This is a genomic window from Mesorhizobium sp. M1142, assembly GCF_040318565.1.
Taxonomy (GTDB): domain Bacteria; phylum Pseudomonadota; class Alphaproteobacteria; order Rhizobiales; family Rhizobiaceae; genus Mesorhizobium.
The window spans coordinates 1-18,248 of sequence record NZ_JAMYMK010000032.1; the positions used below are offsets into that span (position 1 = coordinate 1).

The 18,248-nt window shown below is 62.8% G+C and carries 21 protein-coding genes and 1 tRNA gene; 9 read left to right on the forward strand and 13 right to left on the reverse strand.

What is annotated here, in order from left to right; all coding sequences use genetic code 11:
* Positions 1-95: 95 nt before the first annotated feature.
* Positions 96-172: transfer RNA gene (locus NKH42_RS29185), tRNA-Met, on the reverse strand.
* A 236-nt stretch (positions 173-408) separates the two neighbouring features.
* On the opposite strand from NKH42_RS29185, the gene NKH42_RS29190 reads away from it, so the two are divergent.
* Positions 409-1,368, forward strand: a complete 960-nt coding sequence (locus NKH42_RS29190) for a Gfo/Idh/MocA family protein (RefSeq protein WP_254819113.1) — start codon at positions 409-411, stop codon at positions 1,366-1,368.
* A gap of 14 nt (positions 1,369-1,382) precedes the next feature.
* Here the strand turns inward: NKH42_RS29190 and mnmA are convergent, their stop codons facing one another.
* A complete protein-coding gene (mnmA, locus tag NKH42_RS29195) occupies positions 1,383-2,573 on the reverse strand; it encodes a tRNA 2-thiouridine(34) synthase MnmA (RefSeq protein WP_352753406.1) in 1,191 nt (396 codons plus the stop codon).
* Between the two features lie 261 nt (positions 2,574-2,834).
* Here mnmA and sciP point away from each other — a divergent pair, with 261 nt between their 5' ends.
* On the forward strand, positions 2,835-3,110 hold the full coding sequence (sciP, locus tag NKH42_RS29200) for a CtrA inhibitor SciP (RefSeq protein WP_023679563.1): 276 nt from the start codon (positions 2,835-2,837) through the stop codon (positions 3,108-3,110).
* A gap of 57 nt (positions 3,111-3,167) precedes the next feature.
* Here sciP and NKH42_RS29205 read toward each other — a convergent pair whose 3' ends face one another.
* Positions 3,168-4,094: an NADP-dependent oxidoreductase gene (locus NKH42_RS29205; RefSeq protein WP_352690903.1), complete on the reverse strand. Its 927-nt coding sequence runs from the start codon at positions 4,092-4,094 to the stop codon at positions 3,168-3,170.
* Positions 4,095-4,187: 93 nt separating this feature from the next.
* Here NKH42_RS29205 and NKH42_RS29210 point away from each other — a divergent pair, with 93 nt between their 5' ends.
* Positions 4,188-4,583 (forward strand): winged helix-turn-helix transcriptional regulator, encoded by a 396-nt coding sequence (locus tag NKH42_RS29210; protein WP_352508998.1) that lies wholly within the window; start codon positions 4,188-4,190, stop codon positions 4,581-4,583.
* Positions 4,584-4,645: 62 nt separating this feature from the next.
* On the opposite strand, the gene NKH42_RS29215 is transcribed toward NKH42_RS29210, so the two are convergent.
* A complete protein-coding gene (locus tag NKH42_RS29215; RefSeq protein WP_023719275.1) occupies positions 4,646-5,023 on the reverse strand; it encodes a flagellar export protein FliJ in 378 nt (125 codons plus the stop codon).
* 451 nt (positions 5,024-5,474) lie between these two features.
* Here NKH42_RS29215 and ctrA point away from each other — a divergent pair, with 451 nt between their 5' ends.
* Positions 5,475-6,170, forward strand: coding sequence for a response regulator transcription factor CtrA (ctrA, locus tag NKH42_RS29220; protein ID WP_006203583.1), 696 nt, complete (start codon positions 5,475-5,477; stop codon positions 6,168-6,170).
* A 105-nt stretch (positions 6,171-6,275) separates the two neighbouring features.
* On the opposite strand, the gene NKH42_RS29225 is transcribed toward ctrA, so the two are convergent.
* Together NKH42_RS29225 and chpT are read right to left on the reverse strand one after the other, a co-directional pair.
* The gene (locus NKH42_RS29225) at positions 6,276-6,644 is read right to left on the reverse strand and encodes a response regulator (protein WP_254819118.1); all 369 of its coding nucleotides are present in this window, start codon (positions 6,642-6,644) and stop codon (positions 6,276-6,278) included.
* A 238-nt stretch (positions 6,645-6,882) separates the two neighbouring features.
* Entirely contained in the window at positions 6,883-7,512 is a 630-nt protein-coding gene (gene chpT / locus NKH42_RS29230) for a histidine phosphotransferase ChpT (RefSeq protein ID WP_254819119.1), read from the reverse strand.
* A gap of 339 nt (positions 7,513-7,851) precedes the next feature.
* On the opposite strand from chpT, the gene NKH42_RS29235 reads away from it, so the two are divergent.
* Complete coding sequence (locus NKH42_RS29235; protein WP_023679557.1) at positions 7,852-8,433, forward strand: DUF1134 domain-containing protein; 582 nt, start codon at positions 7,852-7,854, stop codon at positions 8,431-8,433.
* A 147-nt stretch (positions 8,434-8,580) separates the two neighbouring features.
* Positions 8,581-9,744, forward strand: a complete 1,164-nt coding sequence (locus tag NKH42_RS29240; protein ID WP_352753407.1) for a coiled-coil domain-containing protein — start codon at positions 8,581-8,583, stop codon at positions 9,742-9,744.
* 129 nt (positions 9,745-9,873) lie between these two features.
* Here the strand turns inward: NKH42_RS29240 and NKH42_RS29245 are convergent, their stop codons facing one another.
* Positions 9,874-10,671 carry a TrmH family RNA methyltransferase gene (locus NKH42_RS29245; protein WP_352702931.1) on the reverse strand — a complete coding sequence of 266 codons (798 nt, stop codon included), beginning with the start codon at positions 10,669-10,671 and terminating at the stop codon, positions 9,874-9,876.
* Positions 10,672-10,979: 308 nt separating this feature from the next.
* Between NKH42_RS29245 and NKH42_RS29250 the strand changes: the two genes are divergently transcribed.
* Entirely contained in the window at positions 10,980-11,984 is a 1,005-nt protein-coding gene (locus tag NKH42_RS29250) for a L,D-transpeptidase (RefSeq protein ID WP_352753409.1), read from the forward strand.
* An 88-nt stretch (positions 11,985-12,072) separates the two neighbouring features.
* Here the strand turns inward: NKH42_RS29250 and NKH42_RS29255 are convergent, their stop codons facing one another.
* From NKH42_RS29255 to NKH42_RS29270, 4 genes are all read right to left on the reverse strand, one after another.
* Positions 12,073-12,411: an ArsR/SmtB family transcription factor gene (locus NKH42_RS29255; RefSeq protein ID WP_254819124.1), complete on the reverse strand. Its 339-nt coding sequence runs from the start codon at positions 12,409-12,411 to the stop codon at positions 12,073-12,075.
* Positions 12,412-12,584: 173 nt separating this feature from the next.
* A complete protein-coding gene (locus tag NKH42_RS29260) occupies positions 12,585-13,346 on the reverse strand; it encodes a HugZ family pyridoxamine 5'-phosphate oxidase (RefSeq protein WP_352753410.1) in 762 nt (253 codons plus the stop codon).
* Positions 13,347-13,362: 16 nt separating this feature from the next.
* Entirely contained in the window at positions 13,363-14,124 is a 762-nt protein-coding gene (locus NKH42_RS29265) for an SDR family NAD(P)-dependent oxidoreductase (protein WP_352753411.1), read from the reverse strand.
* Between the two features lie 63 nt (positions 14,125-14,187).
* Entirely contained in the window at positions 14,188-14,742 is a 555-nt protein-coding gene (locus NKH42_RS29270; RefSeq protein ID WP_352469689.1) for a GNAT family N-acetyltransferase, read from the reverse strand.
* 278 nt (positions 14,743-15,020) lie between these two features.
* Here NKH42_RS29270 and NKH42_RS29275 point away from each other — a divergent pair, with 278 nt between their 5' ends.
* On the forward strand, positions 15,021-16,010 hold the full coding sequence (locus tag NKH42_RS29275) for a glutathione S-transferase family protein (protein WP_352753413.1): 990 nt from the start codon (positions 15,021-15,023) through the stop codon (positions 16,008-16,010).
* 2 nt (positions 16,011-16,012) lie between these two features.
* Here NKH42_RS29275 and NKH42_RS29280 read toward each other — a convergent pair whose 3' ends face one another.
* On the reverse strand, positions 16,013-16,513 hold the full coding sequence (locus NKH42_RS29280) for an NUDIX domain-containing protein (RefSeq protein WP_352508992.1): 501 nt from the start codon (positions 16,511-16,513) through the stop codon (positions 16,013-16,015).
* Between the two features lie 53 nt (positions 16,514-16,566).
* On the opposite strand from NKH42_RS29280, the gene NKH42_RS29285 reads away from it, so the two are divergent.
* Positions 16,567-17,511, forward strand: a complete 945-nt coding sequence (locus tag NKH42_RS29285) for a metallophosphoesterase family protein (protein ID WP_254819270.1) — start codon at positions 16,567-16,569, stop codon at positions 17,509-17,511.
* Positions 17,512-17,583: 72 nt separating this feature from the next.
* Here NKH42_RS29285 and NKH42_RS29290 read toward each other — a convergent pair whose 3' ends face one another.
* Entirely contained in the window at positions 17,584-18,201 is a 618-nt protein-coding gene (locus NKH42_RS29290) for a hypothetical protein (protein WP_254819130.1), read from the reverse strand.
* Between the last annotated feature and the right edge of the window lie 47 nt (positions 18,202-18,248).

Sequence of the window (18,248 nt, forward strand, 5' to 3'; positions counted from 1 at the left end):
TTGCAGACCATCGACAACCCGTTCGGCACGAGGTTGTCACCCATGTCTTAGGTACATTCTGTTACCCATGTCTCCGGGTCGTACCATTCGATTTTTGGTAGCGGGAGAGGGACTTGAACCCCCGACCCCAGGATTATGATTCCCGTGCTCTAACCAACTGAGCTACCCCGCCAGGGCGGCGAAGGCCCGAAATCCAGCTTAAATCGGCAGGCATATCGGCGCGTTCGCCAAGGTCGCGCGGATATAAGGTTGCGAGGCCAAGCCTGTCAAGCATCGAAGTGGCTGCCGCGCCGGCATATTGCTGGCGCCTAAAGCTTTGCCGGGCAGACATTTGGGCGCACAGGCCGGGGTTGAGTTCAGCGAGGCACGTCGCTATGTCTCGGCCACGAAAGCCATGGTCATGAATTGATGAAACCGCGCATTGCAGTCCTCGGTTGCGGATACTGGGGCAGCAACCACATCCGCACCCTAAAGGCGCTCGGCGCGCTGCACGCGGTTTCGGACGTCAACCCCGCGCGTGCGGAGGGTTTTGCCAGCGAGCAGGATTGCCTGGCGATCGAGCCGGAGGCGCTGTTTGCCCGCGACGATGTCGACGCCATTGTCATGGCGCTGCCGCCGCAGTTCCATGCCGACATGGCGGTGCGCGCCGTGCTCGGCGGCAAGGACGTGCTGGTGGAGAAGCCGATCGCGCTGACGGTGGCCGATGCCGAGCGCTCGGTGCAGGCGGCCGCCGATAATGGCCGTGTCTTCATGGTCGGCCACGTGCTGCGCTTTCATCCCGCCTTCGAGACGCTGAAGGCGCTGATCGACAATGGCGAACTCGGCGAAGTCCGCTACATCCACTCGCATCGGCTCGGGCTCGGCAAGTTCCACACCGAAAACGACGCGTTGTGGGATCTGGCGCCGCACGATCTGTCGATGATCCTGGCCATCACCGGCACCGAACCGGTCGAGGTGCGCGGCGAAGGCGCTGCCCTTCTCGACAATCTCAGCGACTTTGCGCATCTGCATATGCGCTTTCCCAGCGGCTTGCGCGGCCATCTGTTCGCCTCGCGGCTCAACCCTTACCGCGAACGGCGGCTGACCGTGGTCGGCACCAAGGCGATGGCGGTGTTCGACGATGTCGAGCCGTGGGAGCGCAAGCTTGCCGTCTACCGCCATGCGGTGTGGCAGGACAGCGGCCAATGGGCGTTCACCGCCAACGAGCCGTCCTATGTGGCGGTCGGGGAGGGCATGCCGCTGACGCGCGAGCTGGAGCATTTCATCCACTGCATCGAGACGCGGGCCGAACCGCGCACCAGCGGTGAGGAAGCCATCCGCGTGCTGCGCATCCTGACCGCCGGCACCGTTGCCCACACCAGACCCTAAAGAGAAAACGCCGTCTATTCGGCGGGAACCCGCGCCGGCTGGACGGCAAGCCGCGTCAGCATCGCCTCGGCTTCGGCGCCGCGCTCGGAGCGCTCGATGAAGCCGCCGCCGAACACGCGCGCCTCGTTGCCGTCGTCGGAATAGAGCACGCAGGCCTGACCGGGGGCGATGCCGGACTCGCCGTCAACCAGCTCCACCGAAGTGACGCCGGCGCGGTGATGCAGCACCGCCGGGCGCGGCGGCCGCGTCGAGCGTACCTTGGCGAAAAGCTCAAGCCCGGCCGCCGGGATATCGGTCAGCGGGCCATCGCCCAGCCAGTTCATGTTGCGCAAGAAGATCTTGTGGGTCTCCAGCGCCTCGCGCGGGCCGACGACGACACGGGCCCGGTCGGCGTCGAGATGGACGACGTAGAGCGGCTCGCCGGAGGTGATGCCGATGCCGCGGCGCTGACCGACGGTGTAGCGCAAAATGCCCTCGTGGCGGCCAAGCACGCGCCCGTCTATATGGACGATATCGCCCGGATTGGCGGCAGCCGGCTTCAGCTTGGCGATGATGTCGGAATACTTGCCCTGCGGCACGAAGCAGATGTCCTGGCTGTCCTGCTTGGCCGCAACCGTCAGGCCCATCTCCTCGGCGATGGCGCGAACCTCAGGCTTCGACAGGCCGCCGAGCGGAAAACGCAGATAGTCGATCTGCGCCTGGGTGGTGGCGAACAGGAAGTAGCTCTGGTCGCGGTCGGCGTCGACCGGCCGGTAAAGCGCGCGATGGGCGCCATTGGCGCCGGAGCGGATGTAGTGGCCGGTGGCCAGCGCATCGGCGCCGAGTTCCTTGGCGGTCGCGAGAAGGTCGGCGAATTTCACCGTCTGATTGCACGAGACGCAAGGGATCGGCGTTTCGCCGGCGACATAGCTTTCGGCGAACGGGTCGATCACCGCCTTGCGGAAGCGCTCCTCGTAATCGAGCACGTAATGCGGGATGGCGAGCGTCTCGGAGACGCGGCGGGCATCGTCGATGTCCTGGCCGGCGCAGCATGAGCCGGCCCGGTGCGTTGCCGCGCCGTGGTCATAAAGCTGCAGCGTGACGCCGACGACGTCGTAGCCCTCGCGCTTCAGGAGGCCGGCAACGACCGACGAATCGACACCGCCCGACATGGCGACGACGACGCGGGTGTTTTCGGGGCGTCCGGGAAGATCGAGGCTGTTCATGGTTCTTTCGTTCTGCGCGGCGCTTCAGTGCCAATGGCCGGAATATAGGTCAAGCGTCTCGACTGCGCCAGCTTTGCCGGGCCGGTTCATTTTTCCTGCCGGGTTCAACGCGCATGCCGGCAGATGTTTCAAATGCCGATGAAAAGGCTAACGCCGCGTTCATGATCCTTACCTAACCATTAGGGTCTGCTTAGGCAAATTTTAAAGCTGTGGCGGTAATGTGGTGGGGATTGGGTCTTTGAGTTTTTTGTAGAGAGTACGATGACCGATCTAATTAGACCGCGAGTCAAATATGTTATCGGGCCAGACGGCAGCCCACTTACCATCGCCGATCTGCCGCCGACAAACACACGTCGCTGGGTTATCCGGCGCAAGGCGGAAGTGGTGGCGGCGGTGCGTGGCGGGCTTTTGAGCCTCGAAGAGGCATGCCAGCGCTACAAGCTCACCACCGAGGAATTCCTGTCCTGGCAGGCGTCGATCGACGAATACGGCCTTGCCGGCCTGCGCACCACGCGCATCCAGCAATACCGGCATTAGGCCGGTAAGGGCGCTGATCAGCGCCCTTACGTTTGCGAGGGGCGACGATCTGCAATTTCAGACCGTCAGCACCACCTTGCCGATCGGCCTGGTGGCGAGAAAGGCATGGGCGGCACCGGCCTGTTCGAGCGGAAACGCCTTTGCCACGTGGACGGCCAGCTTTTTCGCGTCGATCAATTTGCCGAGCTCCACCAGGGCGGCACGGTCGGGCACTACGGACATGCGCTCGACGCGGACGCCTCGCGTCCTGGCCTTTGCCTTGGTGGCATCGCTGACATCGAGCAGCGACACCAGAACGCCGCCAGCGGTGAGCACTTTCAGTGATTGCTCCGCATGCACGCCGCCGAACGGGTCCAGAACCAGATCGATGTCGCGGGCCTTCCCGGTGAAATCATCCCTTGTGTAGTCGATCACCTCGTCGGCGCCGAGCGAGCCGACGAAATCGAGCTTTTCCGGGCTGGCGGTCGCGACGACGTAAGCGCCGTGCGCCTTGGCGATTTGTACCGCCAGATGGCCGACGCCACCGGCTCCGGCGTGGATCAGCACGCGCTTACCAGGTTCGAGCCGGCCATGGCGAACAAGGCCTTGCCAGGCCGTCAGGCCGGCCAGCGGCAGTGCGGCGGCTTGCGCGTGATCCATGCCTTCAGGTTTCGGCGCAAGCTCATCAGCCGGGACAGCGGCGAGTTCGGCGTAGGCTGCCGCCTGTTTGGGAAAACGCGTCATGCCGAACACGGCGTCGCCGACCTTGAGGCCGGAGACGCCGGAGCCCAGCGCCTCGACAACTCCCGAGACGTCCCAGCCAAGGACAAAAGGCGGCTCGCCAAGCAGCGGATAGTGGCCGCCGCGCACCGCACCATCCACCGGATTGATGCCGGCCGCCTCGATGCGGACGAGCACTTCGCCGGCCTCGGGTGATGGCGCGGGGCGATCGGCAATGACGAGGACGTCGGGTCCGCCGAAGGAATTCTGGACAATGGCACGCATGGAAGGCTCTCCTGCTGGTTTTGATGTGCCGCTATCATTTGGATAGTTACATTCTCTTGTCTAGTATGTACCTTTTTGATATATACGCACCTCATGGATAGTGAAGATGTTTCCCCTTTCGGCTATGACGCCTTTCGGCGGTCGTGCCCGTCACACGCCGTGCTCGAGACGCTCGCCAGCAAATGGGTCTACCTGGTGATCTGTGCGCTGCGCCCGGGCCGGCTCCGCAACGGCGAATTGGCGCGCAAGCTCGAAGGCATCACGCCGAAAATGCTGACGCAGACGCTGCGTATCCTGGAACGCGACGGGCTTGTGCGGCGCGAGGTTTTCCCGGTCGTTCCGCCGCGGGTCGAATATGAGCTGACCGAACTTGGCAAGAACCTGGCAGGACTGCTCAATCAGATCAGAGCCTGGTCGGAGCAGCATGTGCCCGACATCAAAAATGCGCGCGCACGGGCGGCGGAACAGCAAGAAGATCTGGGTGCCTGAGGCGGGCACAGTTCGGTGCGCAGCAATAGCGCGCAAGCGCGACGCGCGTTAAAGTCTTGTTTTCAGCCGATCATGGCGCTGCGACCGCCGGCTTCCGTGTCGCGCGCCTTGGTGTCGCGCGATTCCAGCATCTCGGCCTTGGAAAGCTCCGCTTCGGCTTCGCTCAGCAATGATTCGGCGACATTTCGCTGCTGGGCGAGGTCGCTTTGCGAATTTCTAAGGTTGTCGCGGCGTAGACGTGCCGCCTTGGCGAAGGTCGGATAAGCAAAGTGATTGATGTCGGTGATGCCGGCCTTCTTCTCTTCGGCAGCGATCTGAAGTTCCAGCTCGACGGCCATGCGCTCGAATTCGGCGATCATCATGTCGAGCTGCAGCAGCTGCCGCCGCTTCTCGCTCACCTGAAATTGCTTCAGCCGAACGAGGTTTTCACGTGACTTCATGATTCGGTACTCCCGGAAACGCACACCTGCACATATCGTCCAATTCACCCGGCACGGCCCAGGCCTGACCCGTTTCCACCGGCTTTCCCGGAACTATGGGAAACAAACTCCTAAAGTTTTTTGCCGGCGGTAACCATTCGTTTACGGGCATTGTTAATCATACGGCTCAGGACTTAAGGGCGGGTAAAAATTCTGCTTCTCGTCGCGAAACCCGGCCAGCGAGTCCGAAGAGTCACTTAGTCTGGCTTATTAATGTGCCGCATTAACGGTTTGGGTCTGTGATTCGTTATTGGATTCAACAAGGTGTAGAAAGGGGTTAAAAAATCTGATACCGTCACGGACGGGGAATTAGGTTTTATTAACCATTCGATGGCAGCCTCTGCTCAGGGCAATCACTGCTCCGGTCCTGGACGGGTCGTGAAATGGTCCGGCAGCAGAAAAGGGGAATGAAATGCGCGTTCTGCTGATAGAAGACGACAGTGCAACCGCACAAAGCATCGAGCTGATGCTGAAATCAGAAAGTTTCAATGTCTATACGACGGACCTTGGCGAAGAGGGCGTCGATCTAGGCAAGCTTTATGATTACGACATCATTCTCCTCGATCTCAATCTCCCCGACATGTCGGGCTATGAAGTTTTGAGAACGCTTCGCCTTTCCAAGGTGAAGACGCCGATCCTCATCCTCTCCGGCATGGCCGGCATCGAGGACAAGGTGCGCGGCCTCGGCTTCGGCGCCGACGATTACATGACCAAGCCCTTCCACAAGGACGAACTGGTCGCCCGCATCCATGCCATCGTGCGGCGTTCCAAGGGCCACGCCCAGTCGGTCATCACGACGGGCGACCTGGTGGTCAATCTCGATGCCAAGACCGTTGAGGTCGGTGGCCAGCGCGTGCATCTGACCGGCAAGGAATATCAGATGCTGGAACTGCTCTCGCTGCGCAAGGGCACCACGCTGACCAAGGAAATGTTCCTCAATCATCTCTATGGCGGCATGGATGAGCCGGAGCTGAAGATCATCGACGTCTTCATCTGCAAGCTGCGCAAGAAGCTTGACGCCGCGTCTGGCGGGCAGAATTACATCGAGACCGTCTGGGGCCGCGGTTATGTGCTGCGTGAGCCCGAAGATATCCGCGTCAGCGCCTGAACTAGGGGCGTGATCCCAAGGTGGGTGCCGGGTTTTTCGGAAAAGAACCTGGCAAAACAACAAGATAGAGCCGATCCGATTTTGGTCGGAATGGAACAGCTCTGATCAGGCGGCAACCTTCAAGGCGCGGAAGCACTCGAGCAGTTGCGGCCGGTTGAACGGCTTCAGCAGGTAGCCCTGGGCGCCGGCTCGTTTTGCCCGCATGATGGCCCCGACATCGACCTCGACCAGCGAAATCAAAACCTGCGGCAATACCGGGCTTTCGATGGCGCGCACGCGGCGGATGAGGTCCTGCGCCTGCATGTCCGGCAAGGCGCCGTCGACGACGATGATATCAGGCATGTCGGCCGCGCACATCTCGATCGCCTCGTGGCCGCTGGCGGCTTCGATCACCATCATGCCGGAACCGCCCAGGATACGCCTTGCGACCTTCCTGATGACGCTCGAATTATCGACGAACATGCAGCGTTTCATTCCCGGACCCTCTTGCCGTTTGGCGAACCGGCAGCGTCGTGGCATCTGCCGGGGAACATAGGCCGATCTGGTAAAGAAGCCGAAAAGCCGTTAGGTAAAATTTTCCTGAAGGTGTTTTTAGTGAAATCTTCTTTCGCAATGCTTCACGCAATCAATCCGCAAGCGCGTCTCACAGATATTAAGACCACGCCGTAAATATGACTTGGAGAAAATACTTTCCCCGCTCTTTCGGAGAACTTCAGGCTGCGGAAAGGACGATCTCGTCGGCGGTCGCGTGGATCGAAATCGTCATGTTGGCTTCGCGGGCCAGGAGCAGCGTGTAATAGGGCTGCACCGAATGCGCGTCGATCGGCTCGTCCGGCCTGTTGCCGGAATGCAATTCCAGGAATTTGGGCGGCACGCGCAGCATCGGGCCGCTCGCCGCGAGCGCAAAGCGCGGCTCGGTCTCCAGGTTCTCCAGCGTGACCGCCAGCCTGCCGCCGCGCGGAATGGCGGCGTTGGCGACGAGGATGAGATTGAGCAGCAGCTTGACCTTGTTCTTGGGCAACAGCGCACGGGTCCCGTTCCAGACCAGTTCCGGCTTCTCGTTCTTCAGGAAGGCGATGGCCACGGCCTCGGCATCCCCGGTGTCGATCAGCATGCCGGCGGAACCGGCGGCGCCGAAGGCGATGCGGGCGAATTGCAGGCGGGCGGAAGCGTTTTTGGCGCTTTGGCGGATCAGTTTCATGGCGTCTTCGTCGGCGCCGCCCTCGTCGAGCAGCTCAAGCCCGTTGTTTATGGCGCCGACCGGCGAAATGATGTCGTGGCAGACCCGGCTGCACAAAAGCGCCGCCAGGTCGGGTGCGGAAAGGGTGAAAAGCTCGGCCATCGGCAAAAATCCCTGCAAATTTCACAACACAATGACCGGGCGGTCATGATCACGCCTGTCAACACGAATCACGCTCTCTCCCAAGCATTCTGAATACACAGCGCTTATGCGTGCAGCAACAAATCCAAAATTTTGATTGTCGAAAATGGTGTGTTCACGCAGCAGGGTGCTGCGCGGGCGATGCAAAACAGCCTTCGAACCGCCATCTTCATGTGAGAGTTTAATGGTTGAAAAAGGATTACGGCATAGTTTGCCCCTAACAGTCATCCTTAACGGCCGCCAAAGAGCCGTACGGATGCGAGGCGTCGGCGAAAGTGCTCCCTGACGGAGATTGGAAGCATGGTTTCCCGATTCTACGACCGGACTTTTTTCCGTGTCATCTCAATGACGATCGCGCTCATCGGCCTTGTCGCCTTTTCGGCATCGGCGGCGCGGGCGCAGGAATACACGGCCCAGGAGATCGTCGATTCCGGTCATAAATTCTTCGGTGCGACATCGGGCGGGCTCGCCACCGTCGTCGAGAAGATTTTCGCCACCTATGGCTTGCCGAACGGCTATCTGCTCGGCGAGGAGGGGTCCGGGGCGCTGATCGGTGGCCTGACCTATGGCGAAGGCACGCTCTACACCAAGAATGCCGGCGATCACAAAGTGTTCTGGCAAGGCCCGTCGCTCGGCTGGGATTTCGGCGGCGAGGGCTCGCGCGTCATGATGCTGGTCTACAATCTGGACGATGTGAGCAGCCTCTATAACCGTTTTGGCGGCGTCGCCGGCTCCGCCTATGTCGTCGCCGGCGTCGGTTTCAACGTGCTGAAGAACAACAATGTGCTGCTCGTGCCGATCCGTACCGGCGTCGGCGCCCGTCTCGGCGTCAATCTCGGCTACCTCAAGCTCACCCAGCGCGCGACCTGGAATCCGTTCTGACCGGCATGACGGAGCGACGGCGATTGGGCCTGTGATCCCGCGGCCCGAGCTTTGCCGCGGCATACTCTTGCCGTGGCGCCGGATTTCCGTCATGCGAAGATGGCAAAGTCGACCTTTGGCGGTTGCCATGCACAACGGATAGTCATCTTGGTCCAGTCGATCCTGTTCTTTGTTCTTGGCTTTTTCTGCGCGGGCTTTCTGGCGCTGATGATTGCTCCGGCCGTGTGGCGGCGGGCGGTGGCGCTGACGCGCAAGCGCGTCGAGGGTTCGATGCCGTTGACGCTGGCCGAGATCCAGGCGGACAAGGATCGCATTCGCGCCGAGTTCGCGGTTTCGGTGCGCCGGCTTGAAATGACCGTCAAGTCATTGCGCGAGAAGGCCGCCGAACAGCTGGTCGAGATCGGCCGCGACCGCGAAGCCCTCAAGGAATTGGCGGCCGAGCGGCAGGACAAGAACCGGGTCGTCGCCGATCTTACAACCAGGGGCGAGGAGCTTCGCAAGCGCGATGAGCAGCTGCAGCAGCTGTCGGAGCGGCTTGCGGAGACCGAACGCGCCCTCGAAAAGCGTGGGCTCGAACTGCGGAAACTGGAGCACATGTATGACGACGCCAGTTTCTCATCCAGCAGCCGGCAGATCGAGCTGGTGGCGCGCGAATCCGAGCTGCAGAAGCTGGCGAGCGACATTTCGCTGCTGCGCGGCCAGCGCAAGGAGGCGGACAGGCGCAGCCAGGAATTGGCAGCCGAAAGCAAGGCTTTGCGGGACGCGCTGAAGGCCGAGAAGAAAAGAACCGGCGACCTGGAAAAGAAAATCGAGCGGCTGCTCGCCACGCTGGCCGATCGCGAGGACAGGCTGGAGCGCCGCGAGAAGGAACTGGTGCGCCTTCGCGAAAAGCCGAAAAGCGCTGAAAGGGCGCCTGCGGGGGGTCTTGCCGGCGTGCCAGGCAGTCAGGTCAATGTGGCCGCCAACGGCGACATCGAAAAGACAACCGCCAAGCTCGACGCCGACCGCGAGCGGCTGGAGGCCAGGCTGACATCGCTGGCACGCGAGAACAGGCGGCTGAAGACAGATCTTGCTGCCGTTGAAACGTCGAAATCACGGGCCGGAGATGATGCCGGCAGCGCCGGCGCGGCATTGCGCGAAGAGATGAACGATCTGGCGGCGCAAGTCGTGGCCCTGACGGCAAAGCTCGACGGGCCGGATTCGCCGATCGCCCGGGCGCTTGCAGCGGCTGAGGATGCGCCGCTGGGGAGCGGCGGACGCAGCCTTGCCGATCGGGTGCGGGCGCTGCAGAAGGCCGCTTCGACCGACTGAGATTCCGCAGATCCAAGAGCGGGCCCTCCGGCTCTGAAGCGCGTCGCGTTCGACCGGCCTCATCCGACGCGCTTTGAGTTCTTGTTTGATGCATGTCGTTATCGCAAAGCCGCTGCAATTTGACATGCCTTAGGCTCCGGAAAAATGATACAGCGCGATGGCTGACGCGGCGGCGACGTTCAGGCTGTCGAAACCTTGCGCCATGCCGATCCGCAGCGTCTGCAGGCGGGCAAGCAGGCTTTCCGGCAGGCCTTCGCCCTCGGTGCCGAGATAGAGCGCCAGCCGTTCGTTTCTCTTGGCATCGCGAATGTCGATCTGCCCGCGCGGCGACAAGGCGAATTGGCTGAAGCCTTGCCGGTCGAGCATTGCGGTGCAGCCGGCGGTATCGGCAAAGCAGGCGAAGGGGACCTTCAAGGCCGCACCCACCGAAACGCGGATTGCCTTGCGGTACAGCGGATCGCAGCAGGTCGGGTCGAGAAGCACGGCATCCGCGCCAAAGGCCGCGGCATTGCGGAAGATCGAGCCCATATTGTCATGATTGGCGATGCCGACCAGCACCACGATCAGCGCGCGGGCGGGCAGCGCGCCAAGCAAGGCTTCGGCGGAGATGGCCGCACCCTTGCGGCCGATCGCCAATATGCCGCGATGCATGTGGAATCCGGCGATCCTGTCGATGATTTCGCCGGATGCGACATAGATCGGAAGCCCGGCAGGCGCCTTGCGCAAGACGTCATCGAGGCCAGCCAGCCGGTTTTCGAGTACCAGCACCGATTCTGCCTCGAAGCGCCGGGCGGCGAGCAGCGTGTCGAGCACCACCTTGCCTTCGGCGACGAAACGGCCTTGCCGGCCGGCAAGATCTCGCTCCCGGATGTCGAGGTAGGCTGCGACGCGGGGATCGTGCGGGTCGTCTATGCGGATCGGATCCATGGCTTCCTCGGCGGACCATGGCGTCGGCCACGAATCGGGATTCGGTTTCGGAAGGCATGATGCCGGATCCGAAGCTCAGACCGTATCTCAGCGTCCAAATGGATGCACGCCGTTCTAACGGTTATCCAGTCACCGGGCGCCGGGCCAGGATGGAATCTGCCCGGGCTTTGGCGACGGGGAATATTGATTCCCGCGGCACGGCTCTTCGGCAAAGCCGCTTCTGCAGAATTTCGATGGGGCGAGGGAACCGCACAGGGCCATGCCGCGTCATAGAAGCGGGCTCCTGCTGCGGTCCTGGAAGGACATCGATGATCAGGCTCCTCGTCGTCTTTGCCGCCACGCTTGCCCTTGCATGCGGCGTGGCCCGCGCCGCCAAGCTCGATCCGGCCACCGTCAATCAGGCCCAATTCACTGTCGGCGAACCGAAGGGTGTCGATCCGATGCTGCTGAAGGCGCAGATCCTTCTGGATCGCGCCCGCTTCTCGCCGGGCCTGATCGACGGTCGCCTTTCCCAGAACTTCGCCAAGGCCGTCGCCGCGTTTCAGGCGGCAAACGGACTTCCGCCCGAGGGCAAGCTCAGTCCACAAACCTGGAGCAAACTCATCGCAACCTCCGCCAAGCCGGTGCTGGCGACCTATGAGGTGATGCGCAAGGATGTGCGTGGACCGTTCACCCGGCGTATTCCCGCCCGCTTGGAGAGGATGGCCCGCTTGCGGCGGCTCGGCTACCGCAATGCGGTGGAGAGGTTGGCCGAGCGCTTCCATATCAGCGAACAATTGCTGAGAATGCTCAATCCGGGCACCAGCCTCAGGAAGCCCGGCAGGACCTTGGTGGTGCCGGATGTCGACAGGGGCGACCCTCCCGCCGGCGTCGCCACCATCGAGGTCGACAAGGGCGCTCGCCTGGTGCGTGTGCTCGACCGTGCCGGCAAATGGCTGGCGGTCTACCCCGCCTCGATTGGGAGCGAGGAGAAGCCGGCGCCAAGCGGCATGGCAGAGGTCAGGCGCGTGGTGCACAACCCTACCTATCACTACGATCCGGACTTCGCTTTCAAGGGGGTCAAGACCAAGCGGCCCTTCACCGTCGCTGCCGGGCCGAACAATCCCGTGGGATCGGTCTGGATCGACCTTTCCATCGAAAGCTACGGCATCCACGGCACGCCCGAACCCGGCAAGATCGGCACGACCTTTTCGCATGGCTGCATCCGGTTGACCAATTGGGATGCCGAAGACCTTGCCTCGATGGTGCAGCCGGGCACGAAGGTCGAGTTCAAGGAGGAGATTGCGCAGGCCGCCGACGAGCGTGTTCAGTAGCAAGGCTGACTTGGCAACAAGGCGGATTTGGCAGCAAGGCGGATTTGGCGGCAAGCGGATTTGGCGGGGCGTTCTCCGCCTCGGCCGCTCAAGTCCCGGCGCGACGCAGCCGGTGAGCCATCTGCGACAGTTCACCTTCGCCAAAAATGCCGTCCAGCATATGCAGCAATTCGCGCACCGCCCCGGATTTGCAGGAATAATAGATCATTTGCCGATCGCGGCGGGTCTCGACAAGGTCGGAAGCCCTGAGCTTGGCCAGATGCTGTGACAGGGCGGATTGGCTGAGCGACACCTTCTCGGCTATGGCGCCGACCGACATCTCGCCCTCGGCCAGATAGCTCATGATCAACAAACGTTTTTCGTTGCCCATCAGCGTCAGAAACGCAGCCGCGGTTCCGGCGTTGGCGACTAGTTTGTTCGAGACCATAGATCCCCCATGCCTTCTTGCTCATCCGCCGCTATGGGGGCAATAGCGTCGGATTCCATAGACTTTCCCTATAGATGCACGCCAGCGATTCAGCGTCACTCGCAAAGGTAGAACATTTCGCTCAAATCTCAAGGCTTGCTTTCCATGCAAGCCGATTAACTGCCCCGCTGTGATTAATTTGCCGATCGGGCGGCCTTTGCCATATCGACCAGGACAGGCCTGAGGTCGCGTGCCGCTGCCAGCGGCTCGGGGAAGAAAACCCGACAGACATTGTCGCCGGATACGAGATCCATCCCGTCGGCGTCGAACCCGGTGACGATCCAGCCGTCGCCCCCGGCCCCGCCGAAATAACTTGCGTAGAGGGCAATCGCATCGAGATGGTCGGCGTTCATATGGTCGAGTGCCGATTGCTCGCCGACGGCAAGCTCTTCGACGATCGCTCCCGTCGCGACCAGATCGGTGCGGTCGAGCAGATAGGCCTTGCCGAAGCCGCCGTTCAGGCTGGCGCGCTCCGGTTCGACCCGAAAGATCGAGAAGTCGCCGAGTCCGGCATAGAGCTTCGCCTTGGGATTGTGGTTGAGGTAGCGCCGCTCGGCGCGGGCGTGTTCGTTCGATCCGCGTTCGAGCCGGACGGCGCGGCAGACGAGCGTCAGTCGCGGATGCGCCAGCGGATCGCCCTTGCCGGGTTCGCCGACGAGCAACGAGCAGCGCGGGTCGGCAAGGATGGCGCCGGTATGGGTGGACAGCATCGATACCAGGATCAATGGCGTGCCGTCGATGTCTGTGGCGACGCCGACCCGGCTGGCCAGCGGCGAACCGGTTCCTGGTTCGAGCACTGCCAACGCGCCGAAACGGGCGCTGCGGATCAGCGTCTTTGCCAGCCTGATCGCCTCGGTATCGGTCGCGCGGATCACGTCTTTCCTGGGTTCGTCCAAGGCATCACCGTCGCATTTATTTCGGCGCCATGCGGATGGCGCCGTCGAGGCGAATGGTCTCGCCGTTGAGCATCTGGTTCTCGATGATGTGCAAGGCAAGTGCCGCGTATTCCGAAGGCTCGCCCAAACGGGAAGGGAAGGGCACAGCGGCGCCGAGCGAATCCTGCACCTCCTGCGGCATGCCGGCCATCATCGGCGTCCTGAAGATGCCGGGTGCGATGGTGCAGACGCGAATGCCGGAGCGGGCGAGATCGCGCGCCACCGGCAGCGTCATGCCGACGACGCCGGCCTTGGACGCGGAATAGGCGGCCTGGCCGATCTGGCCGTCATGGGCCGCGACCGACGCGGTGTTGACGATGACACCGCGCTCGCCGCCCTGCAGCGGCTCGAGCCTGGCGGTCCGGTCGGCGACCAGGCGGATCATGTTGAAGGTGCCGATCAGATTGACCTCGATCACCTTGCGGTATTGATCGAGCGGATGCGGTCCGTCCTTGCCGATCGTCTTCATGCCGACAACGATGCCGGCGCAATTGACCAGGATGCGCGGTGCGCCGAGCGTCTCTGCCGCTTCCGCGACTGCGGCGGCACCGCTCTCGGCGTCGCTCACATCACATCGGACGGCGATGCCGCCGATGTCAGCCGCCACGTTGGCCGCACGCTCGATACCGAGATCGAGGACGGCAACCCTGGCGCCGCCGGCGGCAAGAGCGCGCGCCGTCGCCTCGCCAAGGCCGGAGCCGCCACCGGTGACGATCGCAATCTGGCCGTTCGGGTTCATCTCGACGTCCTCCTCCGTGTCCAGACTATGCCGCCAAGCCACCGTGCGACAGCGCCGGCACGGTCATGCCATCGCGGCGATGTGCGCGGCAATCCTTGCCTGGTCGGCGTGGCAAACCTCGCCCGCCAGCCTCGCCAACGCGCCCGGCACGATCTCGTGCGCCAAAAGCCGGTCGGGGTCGACCGGACGCGGCATCGAGATCTGCCCCCGCGGCAGCCTCCTGAAGCCGAGCGGGCCGTAGTAGGGTTCGTCGCCGACCAGCATCACCGCCGGCGCGCCGGCGTTGGCGGCGGCTTCCAGCGCGATTGCCACCAGCCGGCGGCCGATGCCGAAATTTTTGAAGGCCGGCCGCACAGCGAGCGGCCCGAGCATCAGCGCGCGGCCAGCGCCGGCGGCGATGCGCGTCATCCGTACCGAGGCGACGACGATTGTGCCATCGACGGCCACGAAGGACAAAGCCCGTTCATGCGGGCCACCTTGGCGGATCTTGTAGGCGGCGAGCACGAAACGACCTGGCCCGAAGGCCTCGTCATTGATGGCTTCGATTTCAGGATCGTGCGCCGGAGTTTCCGGCAGGTATTTCACGTCGGCCAGGTATTTCAAGTCGGCAAGGCTCATGGTCTTTGCGTTCCGGTATACGAGGAAAGGTTTGCTGCAAGCGGCAGCGTTCGCCAGTCAGCGCTTCATCAAGCGCGGGCGCTCTTTCGTCGTCGGTCGAACCGGATCACGGCAAAGTCGAACATGCGGATGTCCGCTACCACCAATTTTCAGCCGCCGCAATCGGCCGGCGCAGCCGACACGCACTCGACGCAGCCGTTGACGATCTGTTCAGCGTCGAGGATTTCCGCGGGGCCGCTTGCTGCCCTACATCGGGTAGGAACGCGAAAGGATATTTCATGGGATTGCTAGTCGAAGGCCAATGGCAGGACCGCTGGCACGATAGCGGGGAGAGCGGCGGCAGGTTCGTGCGGGCACAGTCGCAGTGGCGCGACTGGGTGACCCGCGACGGCACGCCGGTCGAAGGGCGAAAACGCGGCTTCAAGGCCGAGCCCGGCCGCTATCACCTCTATGTCTCGCTCGCCTGCCCGTGGGCGCATCGGACGCTGATCTTTCGCGTGCTCAAAAAACTCGAGGACGTGATTTCCGTCTCGGTCGTCCATCATTTCATGGGCGCCGACGGCTGGACGTTCCTGGCCGAGGACGACGCCACCGGCGACACGCTCTACGGCCTCGATTTCCTGCACCAGATCTACACCAGGGCCGATCCCGGCTATTCGGGCCGGGTCACCGTTCCGGTGCTGTGGGACAAACGCGAGCAGACCATCGTTTCCAACGAATCCTCCGAGATCATCCGCATGCTCAATTCGGCCTTCGACGAATGGGGCGATGCCAGGCTCGATTTTTATCCGCAACCGTTGCGCGGCGAGATCGATGCGATCAATGCGCTGGTCTATCCCGCGGTTAACAACGGCGTCTACCGTGCCGGCTTCGCCACCACGCAGGCAGCCTACGAGGAGGCATTCGGCGAATTGTTCTCGGCGCTCGACATGCTGGAGGACCGTCTGTCAAGGCAGCGCTATCTCGTCGGCGGCCGCATCACCGAGGCGGACTGGCGGCTGTTCACGACACTGGTCCGCTTCGACCCGGTCTACGTCGGCCATTTCAAGTGCAATCTGCGCCGCATCGCCGACTATCCGAACCTGTCGAATTATCTGCGCGATCTCTACCAGGTGCCGGGCGTCGCCGGCACGGTGAATTTGCACCACATCAAGGCGCATTATTACGGCAGCCACGAGACCATCAACCCGACGCGCATCGTGCCGGTCGGGCCAGAGCTCGACTATGGCGCGCCGCATGACCGCGACAGGTTCAGGAAGGCTGCCTGATTTTACCAGTAAGGCGATACCGCTGCGCCATCAAAAACCTCGGCAATCCGTCGCAAAGTTGCCGGCGTCGTTCCCTGAGGCAAGCGGTCGAGCGGGAAGAAGCCGGCTTCGGCGATCTCGCGGTCAGGCAGCTTGGGTGCTGGCTGGTCGAACTCCTCGACCAGATAAAGGCCGACATGATCGCGGCGGCTGGCGCGGCGGTTGAAATGCAGCGACTTCAGCACCGGCGGTCCGGTCAGCGCGATGTTGCCTTCCTCGAAGACTTCGCGTGTCAGCGCTTCGATCATCGTCTCGCCCAACTCGACGCCACCGCCGGGCAGGTGCCAGCCAGGAACATAGGTATGGCGGATGAGGAAGACGGAATTGGAGGGGCGGTCGTGAATCAAGCCGCGCACGCCGAGCGTCATCGGCCGCCGCAGTACGAAATACAGGTGAAACAGCCTTGCCCTGAGGCCCGGCCATCCGGTCTGGCGCAGCGCTTGCTCCGGATCCGGCGTCGTCATCGTCCGCGAAACCGTGAGTGGAAAGCGGCGCGCGCCTCGCCTATGAAGAAAAGATGTTCAGGCTCGCGCATATTTCCGATGTCCATCTGGGGCCGCTCCCCGATGTAACCTATCGCGATCTCGCCTCCAAGCGCGTGGTCGGCTACGTCAATTGGCAGCGCAACCGCCGCCGCCACATGCACGACGCCGTCATCGACACGATCGTCGCCGACATGAAGGCCAGCGGGCCGGACCATCTCGCCATCACGGGCGACCTGGTCAATCTGGCGCTCGACGGTGAGCTCGAGATGGCCAAGCACTGGCTGGAGACGCTGGGCTCGCCCAACGACGTGTCGGTGGTGCCGGGAAACCATGACGCCTATGTGCCGGGCGCCTTCGACAAGACCTGCCGGTCGTGGGCGGCATGGATGACCGGCGACGGCGTCAATACGCCGGTCGACCGCAACACCTTTCCGTATCTGCGCGTACGCGGCGATGTTGCGCTGATCGGCGTCTCCACGGCGCGCGCCACGGCTCCGTTCATGGCCAACGGCTTCTTTCTGGAAGGCCAGGCGGAACGGCTGCGCGGCATGCTCGACGCCACAGGCAAGCGCGGCCTGTTCCGGGTGATCATGATCCACCACCCGCCGATGCGCGGCGCCGTTTCGCAGAACAAGCGGCTGTTCGGCATCTCGCGCTTCCACAGGGTGCTTCACCGGCACGGCGCCGAACTTGTGCTGCATGGCCATTCGCATGTGCCGTCGCTGTTCTTCATCGGCGCCCGCAAGACAAAAATCCCGGTGGTCGGCGTCGCCGCCGCCGGGCAGGCCCCCGGCAGTTCGCATGCGCCGGCGCAATACAATCTGCTCGACATCGACGGTGAAAAGGACAATTGGCGGATCAGGCTGACGCGCCGCGGCCTGACCGGGCCGGCATTGCCGCCCAGCGACCTGCAGACGCTGGAGCTTGGCGTCGAGGCCGAGGCGTCGATGGCTAGAGCAATTCCAGGAAAAGTGTGAAGCGGTTTTTCGGAATTGCGTCAGAACAAAGAGATAGAGCCGTTCAGCATTTCGGTGAAACGCTGAACCGCTTTAGAAGCTGATTTTCATCGCGACGATGCGATCCCAGAACAGTACGAGCGAAATCGCCAGGCCGACCAGGGCGCCGGCGGCGATCAGGCCGAGGCCCGAGAAGAACGCCGACCAGCCGTTGCTGCGCGCGGCGATCTGCAGCGGCGGCTCGGCCTCCGCCACCAGGGCGCGTTTGAGGCCGGCGACGGCTTGCTCGATGCCGCCTTCCATCATTCTCTGGCGTTCGACAACGCGCTCGGCGACATAGCGCGTCACCTGGTCGGCAACGACCTTCATGTCGGTCGATTCGGCGAGGACGACGCGGCCGATGCGTGTGTCCTTGAGAAAGCGGTAGGTGCGGCGGTCGCGTCCCATGGCGACATGGCTGACGGCGTCGATCCACAGCCGTGGCTGCAGGCCGGACGAGACGGCGAAGTCGAAACTGTCCATGTCGGTGGGCACGTCGCCGAAGACCGGTGCGAGTTCGGCGGCAAGCAGATCGAGCCGCATGCGATGCGCTTCGCGCATGTCGACGACGACATCGTCGCGGTCGGCGAAGGCGTTCTTGACGTCGCGAATGGCATCGGACAGTTTTCGCGACTGATCGATCTGGGTGATGTTCTCGCCTGCGTCCTTCATCGGCGTTGCCTCGCGGGTTTGGTTAACACCGAATTAACACAGCCGCC